Here is a 21,602-nt window from a genome sequence, read left to right as displayed (position 1 = left end):
CTATTGCTTTTGTGCCAAAATACAATGGTGAAGACCATAACCTAATTTAGACAATACAGATTCTCTAAATTTCGCCAATCCTATTTTTTTAAATATGGCAACTGCATATCTGTGATTAATTAATTTATAATAGCCTTTATTGCCAAAATTCATTACAATGCTTTCGTATTTTAATATTTTAAAATTTTGTTGCCTAAGTATCTTTTTCAATTCTTGTTTACTAATTGGTAATTCTATTGGTTGGTCTGACCATGTTTTACCATCAGTCATATGATCTAACACATTTTTATTTGGTGTGGTAAGAATTAAATACCCTTGTGGCTTTAATACATTATAGCAGACATTAATGTATTTACTCTTATCCTCAATGTGTTCTAATACTTCTTGAGAAACAATAACATGATACGTTTTATCTTTAAAGTTAAAAGCCAGCGCATCTCCTTGTTGAAAATTAACATGAGGATATAATTCATTTGCATTATCAACAGCCTGTTGAGAAAGCTCAACAGCATCTGTCATACCAAACTGACCAAGAAATGCTGTTAAACGACCATCACCAGAACCCAAATCTAAGATTAAAGGCTTTCTTATTTTTCTTTTAACAACCGTGAAATATTCTAAAATCTTCACACATCGTCTTAGCTGCAAACTGTTTATAAACTTATTAGTACTCCAATACTTATCGTAAAATGATTTTTGTTCTTCTATATTCATTTTATTTACTTTTCATTAATCTTTTAATTAATGACCAATTTAAATTAGCTCTGGTATTTTTATCACGCATTACTTTTTGTACCAAAAGACATAATCTTGTAACAAGATTTTTGGAACCTAAAAAGTTAATTAAATAATTACGGTTAAAATATCTTATTATTTCTGGTTTTATATTTAAATCAATTGCCCAATCTCTAAGTGTTTTATATTGTCTACTTCTAGTATACTTTGGGTTTGGATTATTTATAAATCGATTATTTAAATGCACTCCTCTTAAAGATACTGGCTTTATAGTTTCGGATGGATATAACTTTAGACAATACGCTAATTGTAACATAAATACAGTATCTTGGTGTAATTTTAAAGATTCGCTAAAATTCACTTTAGATTGCAACAATCTATCTCTTTTAAGAGTTAAAGCAATAATACTAAAATACCCTAATGCATTTTTTTCGTTTTTGTATCCAATTAAATACTCAAACAGATCATTTGGATTAATCGCTTTATTTATAGTATCTATAAACATTTCGTCTTTTCCTGTTTTCTCCCATGAAGCAGAAGCTTCTTTATCTAAATACACCACTCCTGTTGCTCCATAAGCACCATCACAGTTTGGATTAGAATCAAAAACTTCTCTGTCTCTTAAAAATCGTTGAGCCGTGTAAGTGTCATCTGCATCTAAAAACGCAACAAAAGGCATACTAGCTTTTTGTATTCCTAAGTTTCTAGATGCTCCAGCACCTTTGTTTAGTCCTTTTTCATGTTGATATACTTCAACTATATCAAATTGACTATATAATTGTTTACATATTAAAAGTGAATTATCTTTTGAACCATCCTCTACTAATATGATTTGTTTTACTTCATTAAGCTGAATAACACTATCTACTGCCCTTTTAATATATTTTTCGGCATTATAAACTGGTATGACAACAGATACTCTCAAATTCTTATATAATAATGAGTAAGTTCAATTTATTATTCATTATAATTAATAATAGTATTTACTTTCTTCCACATTTCTTCTGTCTTCTTTTTTTCAGAAGCTCCATGGTTTTTTAGATAATTCACACATTTATTATAAGAATCCTTATTATCAATTAGTTCTAATATTTTATTAATACTCTCACTGTAAGCGTCTATATTTAAAACACCATTATGAGAATAATCCTTCATTAATTCTTCGTATTTATGACTCCATGATGTACAATATGTTGGAACCGCTTGAGACAAACCACTTACAACTCCATGAAAACGCGAAGAAACCACAATCTTAGATTTACCAATAATATATTTAACATCATTGGCATTTATATTTGTAACTACAGGATAATTAAAACTCTTATTAATATTTATAATTATATCTAAATCACCTTTACCTTCATGATTTAAAAAGAATAAATCTTCATTCTTTTCTGATAATTTTAAAACTAATGCTTTCATAAAATCAATATACTTGTTAGATTTCTCTTTACTAGTATGTGAAAGCATTTTATAATTTGGAATAATACAAATTTTACCTTCGTATTCTTTATAAATAGAATCTTGTGAAGGGTTATATAAATTTGTGAAATCTGGATATAAAACTAATTTATCTAATTCACCAACTAAGTCAACACATGCTTTGTAAGACACTTTATCTCTAAGGATAAATAAATCTGCATATCTTAATACATTTTTAAAATAATACTTCGAAAGTTTTTTTTCAAATAGTCCTGCAGCTTGGGGCAAAAAAACAATTTTGGTTCCTTGTTTTTTTAATGTCTTGTAATAGTTGAGTTTTTTATCAATATCTACCTTCTTAGTTTTTGAATAAATCCATTGATCTCCTATATGAAATCCGCCAGCATCAAAAACAACATTTATGTTTTCTTTAAATTCTACACCTGAATTTTTAAATTTATTTTTAGGAAAGAAATTGTAGAAATTAATTTTAAAACGTTGAAGCGATATTAACGATAACAATCCTAAAGACGCTTTCTGGCTAAAGGTAGCTTTACCATTAAATATTAAGTTTATTTTACTATCATTCTTATACCTATCTACAATAGAACAAAGCATTAACTCTGCTCCTTTATTGTTAAACCCTGTATTATCTATTTGAATATTCATTATATACTATGATATCTGATGCCTCTTTTTTTTCAGAAAATGGTATCAACCCATTATTTTTCGCATAGCCAAAAGCAACAAAACAGATGCCTCTTTTATATTTAGGAATCTTAAACTGTTCGTAAAAACTTTTTTCTCTATTTTCAATATCTGGCCAATTAATAATACAAGAAGACAAACCTTGAGATTCAAGCCCTAAAATAAAACTCATAACAAACAAACCACCATCTATATAGATAATATGACGATCTCTTTCTTCAGAATAAGAACTTAAATCACCAATTACAATTGCTAAATTTTTTATCTCATCTTTAAAAGTTTTAACTCCCATTGGTAGCTCAACAGCTTTAGAAATTATGTCTTTATTTTGTAAAATAAGCACTTCAAAAGGTTGTCTATTACAAGCACTTGGAGATTGTAAACCTGCACTAACTGCATTTTCAATAAGCTTTTTATCCACCAATTTATCTTCAAAATATCTAACTGAATGCCTCCTCTCTGTTAACTTTAAAAAATCAGAAAATTTAATGTTATTACCCTTCAGTTCCTTATGTGCAAATGGTATTGACTTTGTATTTGTATCAATCCCTAAAGAAATTTGCTCTTTTAAATTATCAAATTCTTTTTTTGATTTCCTGATAATATCAAGAGTATTATCTGCCCTTTTAAAATAAGCGTCTAAAACATCTAAAGCCCAATTTTTTGATTTCTCATCTAAGTCTATATAAGTAACATTAAGCAACTTACATGTTTCATATATGTACCCAAGAGCATAATCTTTTTTAGGGTTGGGCACTATAAGTCCTTTTTCAATTCTATGAATACTCCTACGAATAAATGCTTGATTAGATTCTAGATTGTCATTTCTTAAATCATGTATTTTCTTTCCTAAAAGAACACTCAACATTTCTCTATTAAAAGATGAGTCTAAAAAAAAATAATATAGTTTAGCTAAATAAATACTGTTACTACCTAGCCTTTTTAAGATTTTTTTTGAGCAATATATCTTAATTCTATTTTTTATTTTTTTTAGTTTTCTTTTAAGCATCATTCCAGTCTACATTCATTAAAAACTTACCGTTATTTCTAATTACATTTTTACCAATTCCATAAAAATCACCTGGAGACACTTCAAATGTAAAGACTTCTTTTTCTCGATGATGAGGTTTCCCATAAGCATGCAACGATAAATTAATATGAAATCTTCCCTCAACAAAAGGCAATCTATTTAACTTTATACTCACTTTGGTATTTTCGCTCTTAATTTTATAATTAGTATAGTTGTTTCCAAAATGGGCAATTTTTTCACCATACTCATCATACAATCCAACGAATAAATTAATTGGTATTTGTTGAGTATTTTCAATATTAACAAAAAGATCTAAGTCATCTCCACTGTGAAAATTTGTAGTAGAGATACCTCTATTTTGTATTTCTGCTGATACTATTCTAACCAAGTTTTTCTTAATATCAAACACTTTAATGGAGTCACTACTAAGAACATTAATTTTTAAATACTCTTTTACAGCTTCTGTTGTAGGCTTAATACTTTGAATATGTCCATTATTCAAAATCATACATCTATGACACAAACTTTGAATAGCACCCATATTATGGCTTACAAACAAAACTGTTCTACCCTCCCCTTTAGAGATATCTTGCATTTTGCCCATTGCCTTTTTTTGAAATTCTGCATCGCCTACCGCCAAAACCTCATCTACTACTAAAATGTCTGGTTCTAAAAATGCTGCTACAGCAAATGCTAAACGAACTCTCATACCAGAACTGTAACGCTTAACTGGTGTGTCTATATAACGCTCACAACCAGAAAAATTTATAATCTCTTCCTCTTTTGCCTTAATTTCAGCTTTGGTCATTCCTAAAATGGCTCCGTTAAGATAGATATTTTCTTTCCCTGTAAGTTCTGGATGAAATCCTGTACCTACCTCTAATAAAGAAGCTATGCGCCCTTTAGTTTTTATTTCTCCAGTAGTTGGACTTGTTACACGAGATAATATTTTTAGTAATGTAGACTTACCTGCTCCGTTTTTTCCTATTATACCTAAAACCTCACCTTTTTTAACCTCAAAACTTATATCTTTTATAGCCCAAACATAATCACTCTTGGCCGCTGTACTTCGCTCATTAGTATCACCAATCTTTAGATAAGGATCATCTTTTCCTCTAAGTTTATAAAACCAGCGTTTAAGATCGTGGCTAAGCGTACCAGTACCTACAACACCTAATCGATATTGCTTACTTATGTTTTCGACCTTTAAAATTATCTCAGACATATACTTTAAACGGTATCTATAAACGATTTTTCTGTTCTATTAAAAATAATAAGCCCAACTAAAAACACTATTATACTTATGGATAATGTATAAAAAAAGAGAGAAAGTTTAAAGTCACCAACACTTAACAACATATACCTAAAACCTTCTACTATCTGCGTTACAGGATTATATTCTACAATTTTAGCTATTACAGCAGGAAACTTTGCCTTGGCTTCTGACATTGGATATGGCACTGCTGAAACATACATTAAAAGTTGCACAGCAAAATTTAACAACACAGATAAATCTCTATACTTAGTGGTTAATGAAGAAAAAATCATACCTAGCCCAAGACCTAACATTCCCATTATAACAACATATACAGGAAATAATAAAATATAATTATTTATACTGACACCATATCCTGACATTTTATAATAAGCAAAAAAGCCTATAAAAATTAATAACTGTATTCCAAACTTAAGAAGATTTGAGACCGTTATAGACATTGGTAAAATAACTCTTGGAAAATAAACCTTACCAAAAATATTTTGATTCTTAGTAAATGTATTTGATGTATTAGTTAAGCAGTCCTTAAAATAATTCCAAGCTGTAATACCTGCTAAATTGAATAAAAAATTAGGCACATTATCACCTGTTTCAATTTGCCCTAATTTATTAAAAATCAAAGTAAAAATTACAGATGTAAATAAAGGCTGTATTAAATACCAAAGCGGTCCTAAAATGGTTTGCTTGTAAAGCGTAACTATATCTCGTTTTACAAACAAAAACAACAAGTCTCTATAACGCCAAATTTCTTTAAAATTGAAGTCTATGAACTTTCTCTTAGCTGAGATAGTATAAAGCCATTCTTCTTTATAATTTGACAAGGTAGCGTGTGTTTAATTCGTCTCGCTAATATACTATTAATTAAGGATTGTAATAAGAAGTTTAGAAGTATTTGTTCGCTTAATTAAAGTAATCCCAAGTAATTTTAAGACCTTCTCTAACTGTATATTGAGGTTTATACCCTAAAAGCTTTTCAGCTTTAGAAATATCTGCTAAAGAATCCCTAACATCTCCTTGTCTTGGTGGACCATAGATTGCTTTAAGTTCAGAATCAGCAGCTACTCTTAGAGAATCCCATAAATAATTTACTGATATACGCTCTCCACAAGCTACATTAAACACCTCATTAGCAGCTTCTTTAGATGCAAAAAAACCTCTCACATTAGCTTGTACTGCATTATCTACAAAGGTAAAATCTCTAGTTTGTTCACCATCACCATTTATTTTAGAAGGCTCATTATCTTTAAGTGCTTGCATAAATAATGGAATAACTGCTGCATAAGCTCCATTTGGGCTTTGCTTTGGCCCAAACACATTAAAATAACGTAAGCCTATAACATCTGTATCATAAGTCTTTCCAAACACATCAGCATATAACTCATTAACGTACTTTGTCACTGCATATGGAGACAAAGGCTTACCTATAGTATCTTCTATTTTTGGTAAAGATTTACTATCACCATAAGTAGAGCTCGACGCAGCATATACCATACGTTTTACCGTTGGACTATCTTTTAATGCAATAAGCATATTTAAAAATCCTGAAATATTTACTTCGTTAGAAGTTGCAGGATCATTAATTGAACGTGGCACAGAACCCAACGCTGCCTGATGTGTCACATAATCAACGTCCTCCATAGCTTTTTTACAGGTATCTAAATCTCTAATATCTCCTTCTAAAAGTTCAAAAGAAGGATTATCCATAAACTCTGTTAAGTTTTCACGATAACCGTTAGAAAAATTATCTAAAACCCTTACTTTTTTTGCTCCATACTTTAGTAAATATTCAACAATATTAGAGCCGATAAAGCCTGCACCACCTGTTACTAAAAAACTTAATTGTGATAAATCGTTGGAATGGTATTTGTTTGAATACATCGTTTTGGCTTAAAATTAAATTAAAGGCGTGCGTCTACAATATTTTGTGGTAATAATGATTTTACATCAAAAACCACACATTGATCTGATTTTAAATCATCGATAGACACTTCTAAAAATTCTTTATGAGATACCGCTAATATTATAGCATCATAATTAGATTTTATTTCACTCATTGACGACATTAAATCTAATCCATACTCATGCTTAACCTCTTCTTTAGATGCCCATGGATCATACACATCTACATTGACATGATAAGACTGTAATTCTTCAATAATGTCTATAACTCTAGAGTTTCTAATATCTGGACAATTTTCTTTAAAAGTAATTCCTAATACAAGTGCATTAGACCCTTTAATGGTTGCACCTTTATCAATCATCATCTTTACAGTTTCGGTCGCAACATAACCACCCATACTGTCATTCATTTTACGACCAGCTAAAATAATTTCAGGATTATAACCAGACTCAATTGCTTTTTGTGCTAAATAATAAGGATCTACACCTATACAATGACCACCAACCAAACCAGGTGAAAACTTTAAAAAATTCCATTTTGTACCTGCTGCTTCTAACACCGCTTTAGTATCAATATTTAATAATCTAAAAATTTTAGATAATTCATTAACAAATGCAATATTAATATCCCGCTGAGAGTTTTCTATGACCTTAGCAGCTTCTGCTACTTTTATAGATGGAGCTAAATGAGTACCTGCTATAATTACTTTTTTATAAAGCTGATCTATTTTTTCAGCAATTTCAGGAGTTGAACCAGAAGTTACCTTTAAAATCTTAGTAACCGTATGTTTCTTATCACCTGGATTAATACGTTCTGGAGAATAACCAGCATAAAAATCTTTATTAAACGTAAACCCTGACACTTTTTCTAAAACAGGAATACAAATATCTTCGGTTGCACCAGGATATACTGTTGATTCATATATAACAATATCATTATTCTTAAGCACTTTGCCTACAGTTTCACTAGCTTTAATCAAAGGCGTAAATACTGGTCTCTTAAGTTCATCTGTTGGTGTCGGAACCGTTACAATATATATATTGGCAACTGACAGTGCATCAACATCATCTGTAATATACAATCCCTTTTCGGCATCTAAATCTGTTGTTAGCACTGATTTAAGATTATCGTTATCAACTTCTAATGTTTTATCTACACCAGAATTTAATTCATTAATTCTTTGTTTATTAATGTCAAAACCAACAACAAAAAACTGCTTAGCAAATTCTACTGCTAAGGGCAAACCAACATAACCTAATCCTATAATTGCAATTTTATCTTCAGAATGTGTCATCTGTTAAAAATGGATTTTAAAATGAGTTTCAAATCTAAATAAAAACTATAATTCAAGACATAGTTTTTATTGATTTTTACTTTATCTGCCCAAATAATCGTTCTATTGTAATGCTCTGGTTTTTTTTGACGTTGTAATATAAGGTCTTCATTTTTATATTTTAAAGTAGCCTCACCTGTTACACCTGGTTTAACCATTAAAATAATACGGTCTTCACCTTCTAATCTATCTGCAAAACCTTCAACATCTGGCCTTGGACCAACAAAACTCATATCGCCAACTAAAACATTATACAATTGAGGCAATTCGTCTATTTTAGTTTTTCTTAAATACTTACCTAAAACTGTTGCACTCTTATTTAAACAACCTAACTTGTGCTGTTCATCTCTTAATGTTCTTATTTTATATATTTTAAACAACTTGCCATGTTGCCCAACTCTAACTTGAGAAAACAAACCATATTTCTTTGTATCGAATGTTGCAACAATTACTAAAAATACAATAGGAATAATAAAAAAAGGCAACAAAAATAAAACCAAAACAACATCAAATACTCGTTTAACTTTAAGTTGTGTTTTGGTAATCAAAGTCTAATGTTTTTCTTTTTATATTCTTTTAAAAAAGTTCTTTACCCTTTTTAAAAGTGGTTGATTATCTTTTTCATGATAGGCATTACCGTAAACTCCATAACCGTAACCATAACCGTAACCGTAACCGTAACCATAATTATGATTGTTCTTGTGTTTATAAAAGTTCAATACAAAACTGATATTCTTTAATTCCCCTGTCTTGTATTTAGCATTAACTAATTGAAGCATGCCTTTTTTAGTATAATCTAATCTAACCATAAAGATAGTTGCATCTGCATATTGTGTTAATTCTAACGCATCAGTTACCAAACCTAAAGGTGGTGTATCTAAAATAATAACATCATACTCATTCTTTAATGTTGCTATTAACTCTTTTAGCTTATCACCCATTAATAATTCTGAAGGATTAGGTGGTATTGGCCCTGAAGTAATTAAGTCTAAATTTTCTATATGAGTTGAAGTTGTAATAGCTTTTAAATCACACTCACCTATCAAGTAATTAACGACCCCTTTCTCGTTATCTATATTAAAATCATCAAATATTTTTGGCTTACGTAAATCCAAACCAAGTAACATGGTTTTCTTTCCAGAAAGTGCATAAACAGTAGCAATATTAATAGACGTAAATGTTTTTCCTTCACCACTTACTGAAGACGTTACCATTAATGTATTTGCTCTAGTATCTGATGGGTTGTTCTTAAAAATAAATTGCAAACTAGATCTTATAGCCCTAAATGATTCAGCTACAGCAGATTTAGGCTTTTCATAAGCTACTAAATTATTTTTGTAACGATACTTGCCCACAAGGCCTAAAATCGGAATCCTAGACATTTTTTCTATTTCATCAGATCCATGAATCGTATTATCTAAAAGATAAATAACAAAAATTAAAAACATAGGTGAAAAGAAACCAATCATTAAAGCAATCATATAATTAAGTGATTTCTTTGGCCCAATAGGTGCATTTCCTATATCCTTAGCATTATCTATAACTGTGATATCAGAAACATTTGCTGCTCTTACAATTGCAGCCTCACCTCGTTTTGCTTGATAAATATTATATGCTTCTTGACTTAAATCTAGTTTCCGCTGAATTTTCAAATATTCTTGTTGATCTTCTGGTAAATCTATCAATTTACCCTCAAGATTAGCTATTTTTCTATTTATTGTTCCTAATTGTACACTAATTGTACTACGAGTAGAACTAATAGCCTCTAAAAGAACATTCTTTTCTGTATCTATCTTTCTATCTAAATCATCAAATAAAATAGACCCTTCTTTAGTGCTATATTCTAGATTACGTCTTTCTACAGATAAAGCTATAATTCTACTAACACTAGAGAGGATATTTACTTCTGTTATACCAACCGATGATGGTGCTGCTATCTTTGAATAATCTGTTTTGGTTCTTAAATAATTTTCAAGAGTATTAAGATAGTTTAACTTAGATTGCTCTTGAAGTCGCTCCTGCTCATAGGTTTTTAATTGATCTGAAACTTGAAGTATTTTATCCTCTAAATCAAACACCTTGTTTTGCTTTCTAAACTGATTCATCTCTTCAGTTACTAACTTCAAATTATCATTAACGTTACCAAGACTACTATCAATAAACTTTATTGTATTGGTAGCATATAAATTTTTTCTCTCTAGTTCTGTTCTACTTAAAATAGCTACAGTAGCATTTAGAAAATCGACTATCTTAGATTTATTTTTCCCTACTAAAGACAGCCTAAGCACAGAACTAGCATCTCTAGACGAAGGTCCAATTTTTATTGCATTTTTATAACGATCTACTACCGAATCAAAATTTAAATATCTAATAAAATAATTGTCTTTAGTTTGAATTTTTGCATTAGGCTTTAACTCTACAATTCCATTGAAAAAAGGTAGATCTACCATTTCACCAAACTTATAAGTTTGCCTAAAAACACCTGGTGTTGTAGCTATATCAATTTTAACCTTTGTATTATATAGTTGTCCTATAGCTTTATTACTCTCAAACTCATTATAAAGTTCAAAACTTTGCTCATCTACAATTTTAATACCTATTGGTTTATTAAGTATCTGAGGTTTTGTTTTGTCTGTAATTACAATAAATGGTGCAGACTTATATACATCTAATAAGTGATATTTACCTTCTTTTAGATATTCTTTATAAAATTGAAGCGAATCAACAACTAGTTCATTATGAGTCCTTGTTTTAACTTCTGTTATAATACTACTTACTTTACCTGATACACCTCCCCAATTAAACGATATACTTGTATTAGCTGTAAAGAATGGATTTTGATCATTATTTATAGTAATTAAAGAATCTAACCTATAAATATTCTGTTTTCTTACATTTATAAAATATGCAACTATCAAAGCTACACCTATACAAAGTAAAACTAGCTTCCAAAGGTTTAATGCTTTAAATAAAAAACCCTTAAAGTCAAATCCTACACGCTGAGACTCTAATGATTCTATATCTTCAAAATCTTTATAATCCATAACTATAATCTAGTAAAAAGTAATACTGTAGTTGCTGCCAATGAAACAATGGTTGCTATTGTAGAGATACTAGATACTGCTGTTTCCCCTGTTCCTATAGATTTTTGCCTTAAAGGTTTCACATAAATCATATCATTGGGCTGTATGTAGTAATAAGGAGACTTCATTACATTTATATCTGTTAAATCTAAACTATGAATCTTTTGTCCTTGAGGATATTGCCTAATTATCATTACTTCTTTTCTATTTCCAGTAACTGGTATTTCACCAGCATTAGCTATAGCCTCAAATATATTAACTCGTTCTTTAAAAAGTGTAACTGTTCCTGGCTTGTTTATTTCACCAGTTGCAGTATATCTTAACCCAGCCAATTTAACAGTAACAAAAATGTTTGCTGTTTCTTTAAACTGCTCATCAAGCAATTTTTGCTCTATCTTTTTTTCAATATCATCTGCAGTGTAACCAAGAACATTTAATGTACCTAAATTAGGAATCTTAATATTTCCGTGTATATCTACAGTAAACCCATCAAAATAGGCACGTTCGGCACTATCTGCATTAAGATTAGCCTCACCAATGGGATTAAATATTTGTGTGTTATTTTGATCTAAAACCTTAATTCTAATATTTAAAATATCATCAATCTGAATTCTATATGGCTTTTGTACTTCAGACAAATCATTAGGAATAGTTCTATTAGTTGCATTTTTTTTATTCTGTAAATAAATAGTGTCTTTATGAGGGATACAAGATGAAACAAAAATGCAGCTAAAAACAATAAATAAAAGCGTTATGCCTCTCATAGATATATAGATGTTATACAGACAAATATAAAGTATCAACACCAATAACAAAACTATTAGGTTTCTTTTTGGTTTATTTCGTTCTTTGTAAAAAAATTAGTGTGAATTACCTTAACGTAGAAAATATTTCTAAGGCTTATGGAGAGTTAGTTCTCTTTAAGAATTTATCCTTTAGTATTCATAAAGATCAAAAGATTGCTTTTGTTGCCAAAAATGGAAGTGGTAAAACTTCTATTCTTAACATTCTATCTGGTAAAGACACACCAGACGAAGGGCAAATAGTTATTAGAAAAGGGCTTCGCCTTGCTTTTTTAGATCAAGAACCAGATTTAGATAAAAAACTATCTATTGAAGAAACTATTTTCGCCTCCGAAATTCCGATTTTAAAAATTATTGAATCCTATGAAAATGCGTTAAAAAACCCAGAAGACACTGAAGCTTACCAATTAGCTTTTGATGCGATGGACAGAAACAACGCTTGGGAATTTGAAACTCAATATAAGCAAATACTTTCTCAGCTAAAACTAGACGACCTATCCATAAAAGTAAGCACACTTTCTGGTGGTCAAAAAAAGAGACTAGCATTAGCCCAAGCATTATTAAGCAAACCAGATATCTTAATTTTAGATGAGCCAACCAACCATCTCGATTTAGAAATGATAGAATGGTTAGAAGACTATTTTTCAAAGACTCAACAAACTCTTTTTATGGTAACGCACGACCGCTATTTTTTAGAACGTGTTTGTAATGAAATTATAGAATTAGACCATGGCCAATTATACACATATAAAGGCAATTACTCATACTACTTAGAAAAGAAAGAAGCTCGTATAGAAAATGAAGCTATAGAAACCGGCAAGGCTAAACAATTATTTAAAAAAGAGCTTGATTGGATGCGTCGTCAACCTAAAGCCAGAACCACAAAATCTAAGAGTAGAATTGACGATTTTTTTGAAATAAAGAAAAAAGCACATCAGAGACGAAAAGACCACCAAGTACAATTAGAAATAAACATGGAGCGCCTTGGTAGTAAAATCATAGAATTTCATAATGTTTCTAAAGCTTTTAAGGATAAAAAAATACTCGACGGTTTTGATTACACCTTTAAAAAAGGCGAACGCATTGGTATTATTGGAAAAAATGGCACTGGTAAATCATCATTTTTAAATCTATTAACAGAAAGCCTTCAACCAGATGGAGGAAAAATTGTTATCGGTGAAACCGTAAAAATTGGCTATTACACACAAGGGGGTATTGCTGTAAAACCCGAACAAAAAGTCATAGACGTCATTAGAGCTTATGGAGATTATATCCCATTAGCAAAAGGTCGTCAAATAAGTGCTCAACAATTATTAGAACGTTTCCTATTCGACAGAAAAAAACAATACGACTTTGTTGAAAAACTAAGTGGTGGCGAGCAAAAACGATTGTATTTGTGTACCGTTTTAATTCAAAACCCAAATGTTTTAATCTTAGATGAGCCTACTAATGATTTAGATATTGTAACACTTAACGTATTAGAAAGTTTTCTAATGGATTTTCCAGGAGTACTTTTAGTTGTATCTCACGATCGTTATTTTATGGATAAAATTGTAGATCATTTATTTGTATTTAGAGGAAATGGAGTTGTTGATGATTTCCCAGGAAATTATTCCGATTTTAGAGCTTATGACAGTAGCCAACCCAAGCAGTTAGACACAATAAAAAAGACAGATAACACTAAAGCTATAAAACAAAACGAAGCCAATAAGCTATCTTATAATGAGCAAAAAGAATATAAAAATTTAGAGTCTAAAATCCGCTCTTTAGAACTCGATAAAAAAGCACTTGAAGCTAAGTTTAATAATCCTGAATTATCGCAAGAGGATATCAATAAACTATCTGAAGAACTTCAAGGCATTATTGATACTATTGAAGAAAAAGAAATGCGATGGTTTGAATTGGCTGAAAAACTTGAAGGGTAAAGATAGTAGCACAAAGTGTAACGTGCATTAAGTAAACAAAAATATATTTTCAGCTTCAATTTCCATAGAATGTATCAAATATTATCCTACATAAAATTCTTGCTTAGCTCAACCAATCAACATGGTGTGCATTCACCATTTATTTATGATTTTGTAACCAAGTGCCTTTATGATAAAAAGAAATATTCAGATTATTCTAAACTTTCAAATTATCGCAATAATTTACTCAAAAACAACAACTATATTGAAATAACTGATTTTGGTTCGGGTTCTAGAGTTTTTAAATCTAATAATCGAGCAATAAAACAAATTGCTAAAACATCAGGAACACCTCAAAAACGTGCTAAATTATTTTATAGATTAACTCAATATTTCAAACCAAAAAACACATTAGAATTAGGCACATCTTTAGGAATTGCTACTTACGCAATGGCTTTGGGCAACACCAAAAACAAAATCACATCTATTGAGGGCTGCCCAAATATTTCTAAATTTTCAAAAAGTCATCTAGACCTTGAAAACATAAGCATTGTAAATGGCGAATTCAAAACCATTATTCCCACCTTAAAAGAAAATAAATTCGACCTTATTTTCTTTGATGGTCATCATAGTAAAGATGCAACGATTCAATATTTTGAAACATTATTACCTAAAGCGCATAACGATTCTGTTTTCATTTTTGACGATATTTATTGGTCCAAAGGCATGACTGAAGCTTGGGAATTCATTAAAGCACACCAAGCAGTAACAGTTACTGTAGATTGTTTTCATTTGGGCTTTGTTTTTTTTAGAAAAGAGCAGGTTAGAGAACATTTTATCATAAGACTGTAACAAGCTAATAACTTTAACGTCTTATTTAGGAAACTGATTTTTAAATTCTGTTATCTTGCAGAGGATTTAATCAACCAATACAATTTAAGCATGAGTGACAACGTCATTGAAATTAGAGGTATCATTAGAGATTTTAAATTAGGACAAGAAATTGTTCATGTATTAAAAGGTATCGATTTAGATATTAAACGTGGTGAATATGTTGCCATTATGGGACCATCTGGTTCAGGTAAATCAACGCTTATGAATTTATTAGGTTGTTTAGATACTCCTACTGCTGGCTCATACAAACTCAACGGTAAAGATGTAAGTCAAATGACCGACGATGAGTTAGCAGAAATAAGAAACACCGAGATAGGATTTGTTTTTCAAACCTTTAACCTCTTACCTAGAACCACAGCTTTAGAAAACGTTGCCTTACCAATGGTATATGCTGGTGCTTCAAAAAAAGAAAGAGTCAATCGTGCTTCAGAAGTACTTACAGACGTTGGTCTTGCTGACCGTATGGACCACAAACCCAATCAATTATCGGGTGGACAAAGACAACGTGTAGCCGTTGGAAGAGCTTTGGTTAACAAACCCTCAATTATCTTGGCAGACGAACCTACAGGTAACCTAGATTCTAAAACATCATTAGAAATCATGGATTTATTTGATCAGATTCATGCCTCTGGAAACACAGTCATCATGGTAACTCATGAAGAAGATATTGCAGAACACGCCAAACGCGTTATTAGATTACGTGATGGTTTAATTGAAAGTGACACTTATAATTAGTGATTAATTAAACTAAATAACTTAATAATCCACTAAACAAATACACGAATAAACATCTCTGCAATCAAACAAATCCACAACTAAACAATATATTTACGTTTTACTTTACAACTTTTAACTTGTAACTTTGTTAACATGAAAGTATATACAAAAACAGGTGATAAAGGTACTACTGCTCTATTTGGAGGTACACGTGTACCAAAGCACCATATTCGCATAGAAAGTTACGGCACTATTGATGAGCTAAACTCACATATTGGACTCTTAAGAGATCAGAATATTGATCAATTGTACAAAAACACCTTAATGCATATTCAAGATCGCTTATTTACAGTTGGTGCTATTTTGGCAACAGACCCAGAAAAAGCTACATTAAAAAGCGGAAAAGCTAGATTGAATATTCCAAAAATATCTAATGAAGATATTGAGCGTTTAGAAAAAGAAATGGACAGTATGGAAGCCAGCTTACCACCTATGACACATTTTGTACTACCAGGCGGCCACCCAACGGTGTCATTCTGTCACATAGCACGTACAGTATGCAGAAGAGCAGAACGATTAGCCTCGCATCTCAATGATTTAGAGCCTTTTCAACCAGAAACGCTAATGTATATTAATCGTCTTTCTGACTATCTCTTTGTATTGGCACGGAAGTTGTCACATGATTTGCAAGCTGAAGAAATAAAGTGGATTCCTCAAAAAGAATCGTAATCTATATTCATTCAGCCTTTAAACTAAAATAATGCAATATTGAGGTTTAAAAAAGTTGAAGATTACACGTTCTTTAAATTAATGATTAAACATTTATGAATGATTTTTTGAATTTTTCAAAAGCATAAGCATAAATGTTCATGAGACCAATGATTTAATATATTTTTGGATTACATACTAATTAATTCATTTTTTTCTTGAATTATTCAGCTAAAAATTTATTTTTGCAAAAATTAAAAACTTAACGCAGATGTATTGGACATTAGAATTAGCATCCTATTTAAGTGATGCACCTTGGCCAGCAACAAAAGACGAGCTTATAGATTACGCAATTAGAACTGGCGCACCTCTAGAAGTTGTAGAGAACTTACAAGCTATAGAAGATGAAGGAGATTCTTATGACTCTATTGAAGAGATTTGGCCAGATTATCCAACTGACGAAGATTACCTCTGGAATGAGGACGAATATTAACATATAATAATATCACAAAAAAAGTCTCTTACGTTATCTTAACTGAGAGACTTTTTTTATTTTCGGACGTTCATAATTTATTGAAAACTAAATGTTGATTTGAGTAATATAGACACAGTAATACGCTTTATAATTAAAGCTAAAATTTACCAGTCACACTCAGACCAACAAATAAAATAACTTTTATAATAACAACACACAGCTTGAACGCAAATTCAATCTGTTTTCAAAATACAAAACATGGGCATACTAGATAAAGTACTAAAAGTATTTGTTGGAGATAAATCCAAACAAGATGTTAGTGCAATAAAACCAATCGTAGAAAAAATAAAAACCTTTGAACAAGCGCTCGAAGCCCTATCTCATGATGAACTCAGAGCTAAAACAACTGAGTTTAAAGATAAGATTGCAGAAGCTCGCAAGCCTCTTTTAGAAAAACAAAACGAACTTTTAGAAAAAGCTGAAGTTACTGAAGATATTGATGAACGTGAAGACATCTACGTAGCAGCCGATAAAATCGAAGATGAGATTTACGAAGTTACAGAAACAGTACTTAATGATATTTTACCAGAAGCTTTTGCTGTAGTTAAAGAAACTGCTAAACGTTTTGTACATAATACAGAAATTGCTGTAACGGCAAATGCTTTTGACCGTGAAGTATCTGGCGCAAAAGACTATGTCACTTTAGAAGATGACAAAGCCGTTTGGGCAAATTCTTGGGATGCTGCAGGTAAGCCAATTACTTGGGATATGATTCACTACGATGTGCAACTTATTGGTGGTATTGCTATGCACCAAGGAAAAATTGCCGAAATGCAAACAGGTGAAGGTAAAACCTTAGTAGCAACATTACCTGTATACTTAAATGCTTTAGCTGGTAAAGGTGTACACTTAGTAACCGTAAATGATTACTTAGCAAAACGTGATAGTGCTTGGATGGCACCAATTTTTGAATTTCATGGCCTAAGTGTAGATTGTATAGATCATCACACACCAAACTCAGACGCACGTCGCAAAGCCTATAACGCAGATATTACTTACGGAACTAACAATGAATTTGGTTTCGATTATCTACGTGATAATATGGCACACTCGCCAGAAGATTTAGTACAGCGCCCACATCATTTTGCCATTGTAGATGAGGTAGACTCTGTTTTGGTTGATGATGCTCGCACACCATTAATTATTTCTGGTCCTATTCCAAAAGGAGACGAGCACGAATTTGATATCTTAAAACCTAAGGTAGAACAAATTGAAGCTGTTCAACGCAAATATTTAATTGGTGTTTTGGCTGAAGCCAAAAAATTGATAGCTTCAGGAGATACTAAAGAAGGTGGTTTTCAATTATTAAGAGCTTACAGAGGTATTCCAAAGAATAAAGCTTTAATTAAGTTTTTGAGTGAAGAAGGTGTAAAACTACTACTTCAAAAAACAGAAAACTTTTACATGCAAGATAACAATAGAGAAATGCCAAAAGTAGATGCAGAACTCTATTACGTTATCGACGAAAAAAACAATCAAGTAGAATTGACAGATAAAGGTGTTGAATATTTATCTGGTAAAGACAATCCTAACTTTTTTGTTATGCCAGAAATGGGAACAGAAATTGCTAAGATTGAAAGTAAAGGTCTAGAAGCTGAAGAAGAAGCAGTTCTAAAAGAAGAATTATTTAGAGACTTCTCTATTAAATCTGAGCGTATCCATACACTTAGCCAGTTATTAAAGGCTTATGCCCTTTTTGAAAAAGACGTACAGTATGTGGTCATGGATAATAAAGTAATGATCGTAGATGAGCAAACTGGTCGTATTATGGATGGTCGTCGTTACTCTGATGGTCTTCACCAAGCCATTGAAGCTAAAGAAAACGTAAAGATCGAAGCCGCTACACAAACCTTTGCCACTGTTACACTTCAAAATTACTTTAGAATGTATCGCAAACTGTCTGGTATGACAGGTACTGCTGTAACTGAAGCTGGTGAATTCTGGGAAATCTACAAATTAGATGTTGTAGAAATTCCTACCAACAGACCAATTGCCAGAGACGATAGAGACGATTTAGTTTACAAAACAAAGCGCGAAAAATATAATGCCGTAATTGATGAAGTTGTTGACTTATCTAATGCTGGTAGACCAGTACTAATTGGTACAACAAACGTAGAAATCTCTGAACTTTTAGGAAAAATGTTGAGTATTCGTAAGATTCCGCATAATGTCTTAAACGCAAAACAGCACAAAAAAGAAGCTGATATCGTTGCTGAAGCTGGTAATGCAGGTCAGGTTACCATTGCAACCAATATGGCAGGTCGTGGTACAGATATTAAACTGAGTGACGAAGTTAAAGCAGCTGGTGGTTTAGCCATTGTAGGTACTGAACGTCACGATTCGCGTCGTGTAGACAGACAGTTACGTGGTAGAGCTGGTCGTCAAGGAGATCCAGGAAGTTCTCAATTTTATGTCTCTCTAGAAGATAACTTAATGCGTTTATTCGGTTCTGAACGAATTGCTAAGATGATGGATCGTATGGGACTAAAAGAAGGTGAAGTTATTCAGCACTCTATGATTTCAAAGTCTATTGAACGTGCTCAGAAAAAAGTAGAAGAAAACAACTTTGGCGTACGTAAACGTTTATTAGAATATGATGATGTTATGAACGCTCAACGTGAAGTAGTTTACAAACGTCGTCGTAACGCCTTACATGGTGAACGTCTTCGTGTAGATTTAGCTAACATGATTTTTGATACTTCTGAAGGTATCGCAATGAATAATAAAGCTGCTAACGATTATAAAAACTTTGAGTTTGAATTAATTCGTTACTTCTCAATGGCTTCTCCAATTTCTGAAGGAGAATTTGCTAAAATGGGAGAGCAAGAAATTGCTGGTCTTATTTACAAGGAAGCTTTTAAACACTATCGTGAAAAAATGCAACGTGCTGCAGATTTAGCGTTTCCAGTTATTGAAAATGTTTATAACACACAACGCGATAGATTTAAGCGTATTGTAGTACCATTTACTGATGGTGTAAAGAACTTACAAGTTGTAACCGATTTAGAAAAAGCTTTTGAAACTAAAGGTACGCAACTAATCAATGATTTTGAAAAGAACATTACACTAGCCATTGTAGATGATGCATGGAAAACACATTTACGTAAAATGGATGAGTTAAAGCAATCTGTACAATTAGCGGTACATGAGCAAAAGGATCCTTTATTAATCTACAAGTTTGAGTCTTTTGAGCTATTTAAAGCTATGATAGACCAAGTAAATAAAGATGTAATTTCGTTCTTATTTAAAGGTGAAATTCCGCAAGAAACTGCAGATAATATTCAAGAAGCTAAACGAAGAAAGGAAGAAAAGCTTGAAACACAGAAGGAAGAAATTCCAAACATGGACGAGCGTGCAGCACAAAGTAGAGCTGCTGGAGAAGGTGCTTCTCGTCAACAACAAGTTGTAGAAACTATTGTTAGAGAACAACCAAAAATTGGTCGTAACGATAAAGTAACGATTAAAAATGTAATGAGTGGAGAAAGCAAAGTTGTAAAATATAAACAGGCTATTCCTTTAATTGATAAAGGTGAATGGGTTTTGGTGAATGATTAACACCATAGCTTTTACTGAATTTTATATTTAAAACCTTAAACTCCTGATATATACATCAGGAGTTTTTTCTTGGAAAAAATCAATCAAAATATATGAAAACCTATTTTACATTAATCTTCTTGTACCTTTCTGTATCGTTATTTACTCAAGATAGAATCTAGTACACTTCTTTTAGTATTAATAGCATTGAGACAACAGACATAAACGATCTATACGATGTTTTAAAGCCATAACTGTACAAAGCAAAACGATAGGCAAAATCATTATTGTTGATTACATTTCTAGCTTAAGTATTGCTAACAAAAAATCTATAATTATTAAGATATAATGAAAAAAGAGACTTAGATACTTCTTTTGGTAATAAAACTATTGTTATTGCTGCATTTTTAAATACTTATCTACAGAGTGCCTTCCTGAGCCATAAAACAAAAAGAACACACACACTAATAATACAATAGATGATAATAAGAGATTACCTGAATGCATTTTGCCAATAAAATTGATAATAACCGCGCCAATTAAAATTGGTAGCTGTGCTATTATTGCCCAGCGTGTTAATAAGCCAAAAATAATTAAAAAGCCACCTATAAAATGTGCTGGCGCTATATAATGTACTAACAACACATCTCCTGCTACAGATTTAACAGGCTCAATAAGGTCTATTAAAACATTGAGATTAGAAACAAAGTACACTCCTTTATAAAACAAAAATATACCCAAAGAGATACGTAACATATCAAGTGGGTAATAGGTGTGTGCATTTGCCCATTTATTTAGTGACTTTATATAGCTCATAATACAATAGATATTAATTCTGCCCTATTAAAGTTACGTAATTTTGATGAAAAATCGGTTGTTTCCCACTCTAATTAACACATCAAACACCTAAAAACCAGGGATTTGTGTTATCTTTCTGATATTTCAAGACAATCTATAAGCTTATATTTATTAACCTATGCTATTCCATAATTTAAAACTATTAGGATTGTCTAAGTGTTA

The 21,602-nt window shown here is 31.3% G+C and carries 18 protein-coding genes; 6 read left to right on the top strand and 12 right to left on the bottom strand.

Translation table 11 applies throughout. From position 1 onward, the window contains the following. From N4A42_RS00715 to N4A42_RS00665, 11 genes are all read right to left on the bottom strand, one after another. Positions 1 to 714, bottom strand: a complete 714-nt coding sequence (locus tag N4A42_RS00715; protein WP_294068551.1) for a bifunctional 2-polyprenyl-6-hydroxyphenol methylase/3-demethylubiquinol 3-O-methyltransferase UbiG — start codon at positions 712 to 714, stop codon at positions 1 to 3. A gap of 1 nt (position 715) precedes the next feature. Then, positions 716 to 1,660 (bottom strand): glycosyltransferase family A protein, encoded by a 945-nt coding sequence (locus tag N4A42_RS00710; RefSeq protein WP_294068549.1) that lies wholly within the window; start codon positions 1,658 to 1,660, stop codon positions 716 to 718. A 32-nt stretch (positions 1,661 to 1,692) separates the two neighbouring features. Next, the gene (locus tag N4A42_RS00705) at positions 1,693 to 2,826 is read right to left on the bottom strand and encodes a polysaccharide pyruvyl transferase family protein (RefSeq protein ID WP_294068547.1); all 1,134 of its coding nucleotides are present in this window, start codon (positions 2,824 to 2,826) and stop codon (positions 1,693 to 1,695) included. Next, positions 2,807 to 3,730, bottom strand: a complete 924-nt coding sequence (locus N4A42_RS00700) for a nitroreductase family protein (protein WP_294068546.1) — start codon at positions 3,728 to 3,730, stop codon at positions 2,807 to 2,809. The genes N4A42_RS00705 and N4A42_RS00700 overlap by 20 nt, the downstream gene beginning before the upstream one ends. 136 nt (positions 3,731 to 3,866) lie before the next feature. Next, complete coding sequence (locus N4A42_RS00695; protein ID WP_294068545.1) at positions 3,867 to 5,120, bottom strand: ABC transporter ATP-binding protein; 1,254 nt, start codon at positions 5,118 to 5,120, stop codon at positions 3,867 to 3,869. 5 nt (positions 5,121 to 5,125) lie between these two features. After that, the gene (locus tag N4A42_RS00690; RefSeq protein WP_294068543.1) at positions 5,126 to 5,992 is read right to left on the bottom strand and encodes an ABC transporter permease; all 867 of its coding nucleotides are present in this window, start codon (positions 5,990 to 5,992) and stop codon (positions 5,126 to 5,128) included. 79 nt (positions 5,993 to 6,071) lie between these two features. Then, a complete protein-coding gene (locus N4A42_RS00685; RefSeq protein ID WP_294068542.1) occupies positions 6,072 to 7,049 on the bottom strand; it encodes an SDR family oxidoreductase in 978 nt (325 codons plus the stop codon). A 20-nt stretch (positions 7,050 to 7,069) separates the two neighbouring features. Then, a complete protein-coding gene (locus tag N4A42_RS00680) occupies positions 7,070 to 8,365 on the bottom strand; it encodes a nucleotide sugar dehydrogenase (protein WP_294068541.1) in 1,296 nt (431 codons plus the stop codon). Then, positions 8,362 to 8,952 (bottom strand): sugar transferase, encoded by a 591-nt coding sequence (locus N4A42_RS00675; RefSeq protein ID WP_294068540.1) that lies wholly within the window; start codon positions 8,950 to 8,952, stop codon positions 8,362 to 8,364. Before N4A42_RS00675 ends, N4A42_RS00680 begins: the two co-directional genes overlap by 4 nt. Before the next feature lie 18 nt (positions 8,953 to 8,970). Further along, positions 8,971 to 11,448 carry a polysaccharide biosynthesis tyrosine autokinase gene (locus N4A42_RS00670; RefSeq protein ID WP_294068539.1) on the bottom strand — a complete coding sequence of 826 codons (2,478 nt, stop codon included), beginning with the start codon at positions 11,446 to 11,448 and terminating at the stop codon, positions 8,971 to 8,973. Positions 11,449 to 11,450: 2 nt separating this feature from the next. Next, the gene (locus tag N4A42_RS00665) at positions 11,451 to 12,251 is read right to left on the bottom strand and encodes a polysaccharide biosynthesis/export family protein (protein WP_294068538.1); all 801 of its coding nucleotides are present in this window, start codon (positions 12,249 to 12,251) and stop codon (positions 11,451 to 11,453) included. Between the two features lie 101 nt (positions 12,252 to 12,352). Here N4A42_RS00665 and N4A42_RS00660 point away from each other — a divergent pair, with 101 nt between their 5' ends. The 6 genes from N4A42_RS00660 (at position 12,353) to secA (ending at position 20,603) form a co-directional block, all read left to right on the top strand. Continuing rightward, positions 12,353 to 14,215 carry an ABC-F family ATP-binding cassette domain-containing protein gene (locus N4A42_RS00660; RefSeq protein WP_294068536.1) on the top strand — a complete coding sequence of 621 codons (1,863 nt, stop codon included), beginning with the start codon at positions 12,353 to 12,355 and terminating at the stop codon, positions 14,213 to 14,215. A 69-nt stretch (positions 14,216 to 14,284) separates the two neighbouring features. Next, on the top strand, positions 14,285 to 15,046 hold the full coding sequence (locus tag N4A42_RS00655) for an O-methyltransferase (RefSeq protein WP_294068535.1): 762 nt from the start codon (positions 14,285 to 14,287) through the stop codon (positions 15,044 to 15,046). Positions 15,047 to 15,136: 90 nt separating this feature from the next. Further along, the gene (locus tag N4A42_RS00650; protein WP_294068533.1) at positions 15,137 to 15,823 is read left to right on the top strand and encodes an ABC transporter ATP-binding protein; all 687 of its coding nucleotides are present in this window, start codon (positions 15,137 to 15,139) and stop codon (positions 15,821 to 15,823) included. 135 nt (positions 15,824 to 15,958) lie between these two features. Continuing rightward, positions 15,959 to 16,534, top strand: a complete 576-nt coding sequence (locus tag N4A42_RS00645) for a cob(I)yrinic acid a,c-diamide adenosyltransferase (RefSeq protein WP_294068531.1) — start codon at positions 15,959 to 15,961, stop codon at positions 16,532 to 16,534. Between the two features lie 250 nt (positions 16,535 to 16,784). Then, the gene (locus tag N4A42_RS00640; RefSeq protein ID WP_008272287.1) at positions 16,785 to 17,006 is read left to right on the top strand and encodes a DUF2795 domain-containing protein; all 222 of its coding nucleotides are present in this window, start codon (positions 16,785 to 16,787) and stop codon (positions 17,004 to 17,006) included. 240 nt (positions 17,007 to 17,246) lie between these two features. Further along, entirely contained in the window at positions 17,247 to 20,603 is a 3,357-nt protein-coding gene (gene secA, locus N4A42_RS00635; protein ID WP_294068499.1) for a preprotein translocase subunit SecA, read from the top strand. A gap of 372 nt (positions 20,604 to 20,975) precedes the next feature. Here the strand turns inward: secA and N4A42_RS00630 are convergent, their stop codons facing one another. Beyond that, complete coding sequence (locus tag N4A42_RS00630) at positions 20,976 to 21,398, bottom strand: DoxX family protein (RefSeq protein WP_294068497.1); 423 nt, start codon at positions 21,396 to 21,398, stop codon at positions 20,976 to 20,978. Between the last annotated feature and the right edge of the window lie 204 nt (positions 21,399 to 21,602).

It is taken from the genome of Winogradskyella sp. (assembly GCF_025210595.1).
Taxonomy (GTDB): Bacteria; Bacteroidota; Bacteroidia; order Flavobacteriales; family Flavobacteriaceae; genus Winogradskyella.
The sequence above is the reverse complement of the archived record's forward strand: the minus strand, read 5'-3'. Positions and strand labels throughout refer to the sequence as shown.

Bases quoted from the DNA above. Each gene is read 5' to 3' on its own strand.
- N4A42_RS00715 (WP_294068551.1), bottom strand. From the start codon at position 714: ATGAATATAGAAGAACAAAAATCATTTTACGATAAGTATTGGAGTACT.
- N4A42_RS00705 (WP_294068547.1), bottom strand. From the start codon at position 2,826: ATGAATATTCAAATAGATAATACAGGGTTTAACAATAAAGGAGCAGAG.
- N4A42_RS00695 (WP_294068545.1), bottom strand. From the start codon at position 5,120: ATGTCTGAGATAATTTTAAAGGTCGAAAACATAAGTAAGCAATATCGA.
- N4A42_RS00685 (WP_294068542.1), bottom strand. From the start codon at position 7,049: ATGTATTCAAACAAATACCATTCCAACGATTTATCACAATTAAGTTTT.
- N4A42_RS00680 (WP_294068541.1), bottom strand. From the start codon at position 8,365: ATGACACATTCTGAAGATAAAATTGCAATTATAGGATTAGGTTATGTT.
- N4A42_RS00670 (WP_294068539.1), bottom strand. From the start codon at position 11,448: ATGGATTATAAAGATTTTGAAGATATAGAATCATTAGAGTCTCAGCGT.
- N4A42_RS00665 (WP_294068538.1), bottom strand. From the start codon at position 12,251: ATGAGAGGCATAACGCTTTTATTTATTGTTTTTAGCTGCATTTTTGTT.
- N4A42_RS00655 (WP_294068535.1), top strand. From the start codon at position 14,285: ATGTATCAAATATTATCCTACATAAAATTCTTGCTTAGCTCAACCAAT.
- N4A42_RS00650 (WP_294068533.1), top strand. From the start codon at position 15,137: ATGAGTGACAACGTCATTGAAATTAGAGGTATCATTAGAGATTTTAAA.
- N4A42_RS00645 (WP_294068531.1), top strand. From the start codon at position 15,959: ATGAAAGTATATACAAAAACAGGTGATAAAGGTACTACTGCTCTATTT.
- N4A42_RS00640 (WP_008272287.1), top strand. From the start codon at position 16,785: ATGTATTGGACATTAGAATTAGCATCCTATTTAAGTGATGCACCTTGG.
- secA (WP_294068499.1), top strand. From the start codon at position 17,247: ATGGGCATACTAGATAAAGTACTAAAAGTATTTGTTGGAGATAAATCC.
- N4A42_RS00630 (WP_294068497.1), bottom strand. From the start codon at position 21,398: ATGAGCTATATAAAGTCACTAAATAAATGGGCAAATGCACACACCTAT.